This window comes from Bdellovibrio sp. MYbb2, assembly GCF_056175685.1.
The window spans coordinates 1-2,477 of sequence record NZ_JBJKJI010000014.1; the positions used below are offsets into that span (position 1 = coordinate 1).

Annotated in this window: 1 protein-coding gene; it reads right to left on the reverse strand. The window is 49.2% G+C overall.

The features are described from left to right. Positions 1-545: 545 nt before the first annotated feature. On the reverse strand, positions 546-2,477 hold a 1,932-nt coding region (locus tag AC04MQ_RS19275; protein WP_475392896.1), incomplete at its 5' end, for an autotransporter outer membrane beta-barrel domain-containing protein.

Here is a 2,477-nt window from a genome sequence, read left to right on the forward strand (position 1 = left end):
GGTTCTGTGCCAAATAGAACATTAAGTTGAAGATGAAAGCTCATAGCTATTCTGATTTTCCTAGAATAGCCTTTCCACATAAAGTTCCCAATGAAGAATCTTATTGTTCTGAAACTGGCCCCTCACTGTGTGGCGGTCGGACTCCTGTTATGCTCCAAAGCATAAATCGCAATATGCCCGGCCAACCACGGCCCCTCGCCCGCCTAATACAGTTGCGTGCGTCACTTTCGGAAAGAACTTCTTGCGGGGACCGTACTTTTCCTCGAGTACGCGGCAATTCTGCCTTTTACCGGCATCTGCGCCATTCGGCTTTTAGTGGATTCTGAAAAGCTTTTCTCGCAGCGAACACACCAGAATCTGGTCAGCGTTTTCCGATAGTACCGGCCAAGTCAGCGAATTGTCCGATTGGCGTCTTTAGGGTCTCTTTGGAGGTGGCAATGAGGGCACTTTAGTTTCATGCCTGTGGGTAAAAGCAATTAGTTGGCCTGGCTTGAAGTGAGGAGCAGACCACAGAAGAGGGGGCCAGTTTATAAAGAACAACTCCTCTAACGCACGCAGCGCACGCCATCAATGGCGCCCGGCGAGCTCCCACCCTGACCATCGCTTAGTCTCATATAAGGTGGGTAAGACATTCCTCCACCAAAAGGTGAATTCGGTCGAATATACAAATAACTTGTTGTTGCACCAGCAATACCGACAAAAAGAAACGCCTCTTCTAAACTTGGCATCCTCCAGTCAGAATAGGTTGTAGCATCACACCCCTCATCGCTTGATGTTCTTGCACAAGGCGCTATCAATGTTCGACAGTAGTTTACTGCATTAACAAGGTCACTGGGACTTGCCATAGCTGATATCATTGTAGGGATAGCACTTGGCCCCACTGCTGCATCAACATACGCCTTAGTCGCGGCGTCAGTCGGTGCAGTGGGTGTAGCTACCCCAGCAATTTTTCCGTTAACTTTTAGGTCTCCGTTGACATCCAATTTCGCTCCAGGGCTCGTGGTACCAATACCAATGTTACCAGTTGATTGAACAGTCATACGGATCGTCGGCGTCGTATTACCTACACTGGTAGTTTTAAAATACATATTCGCAGCAACACCAAGCGCTTGCACGCCTACTTGGTTCACACTGATTGAGGCACCAGACTTCAAATTTGTGTTGTCGCGACCGTAAAACTGAAGTATCCCCAGCTCATCTGCATTTTGAGTCGCAGCATAGTTACGATGTTTCCAAAAGCTAAGAGAAGGGGCATTGCTATCATTCATATCACGTTCAAAAACCATGTCTCCCCTCGTATGAAGTGAACCGTTGACATCAAGGGTGTACTGAGGATTCGTTATACCAATACCCACATTCCCACTGGCGTAGTTGATGCCTCCAGTGGCTGCGGTCCAGTATTTAGCACTTGCTGGCAGTCTTGCATCAGCAATAACGCCAGTTGCATCAGCAGAACTAAGATCAATGGAAGACTTCGTAGCTAATCCCCCCAACCCACTCACCTGAGTCTGAGATACCGCGATATTCTGACAAGCAAAAGAGTCTGACAATGAAGACCAGGTAAGGGTTTGTTGGGTACTGCAACTTGCCGTGGTAAATTGAGTTGCACCCGTTACACTGGACATCAAATCATTCACACCCACAATAGCCCAAGCCGGATTGGCTCCGCCCCCTTTGGTCTGCAGAAATTGCCCAGAAGTACCGGGAGCCAACACGGTCCACGCTGAACCATTACGATACAAAACACTTCCCTGGGCTGCTGCCCCCGGTAATGTGTCCAAAACATCAGAAACAGAAGATGCCACCGGTGCAGCGGCACCCCCCGTAATATTTGCTAAAATTGTTTTTGAGGCAATATCTGTCAACCCTACGGATACGGCACCGCTACTGCCTCCGCCGGTAATCCCGGCCCCTGGGTTGACCTGCGTGATCGTCCCGTTAGTGCTGCTGACACTAGCGACAGTATCCCAAGTCGTCCCATTGTCGCGATAGATAGTTCCAGCTTGGACGTCGATATAAAGACGACCATCCATGCCGGCAGCAGGCTTTCCGGCCGTGTCACCGGACTGAATACTTGTAATTACGTTTCCAGTCCCAACGCCCGCATTTTGGACAGCGTCGATAATGCCATATCCTGAAATTGTAGTAGGTTTACCAGTTGTGATTTTGGAAAAATTCAAATTCGGAATGTCAGTTTCGGCCAAAGCCAACTGTGAGCTAGGCACTTTCCCCGATCCGTTAAGAGTCGCCAGTCCATTGACTTGCGCTTTTTGCGCCGTAATACGTGCATCTGCTGCCGTGGTAAAATCAGAAATGTCAGAACTTGATAAGGTCACAGCTCCGCTTCTGCCAGCCACACTGCTCACTGCTCCTATTACAGTGGCCCAGGTTCCATCACCCCGAAGATAGGTCGTATTATTTGCTGCGCCAGAAGGACTCATGACTGCTAGCGATCCAAGCCCTAAATTTACTCTGGC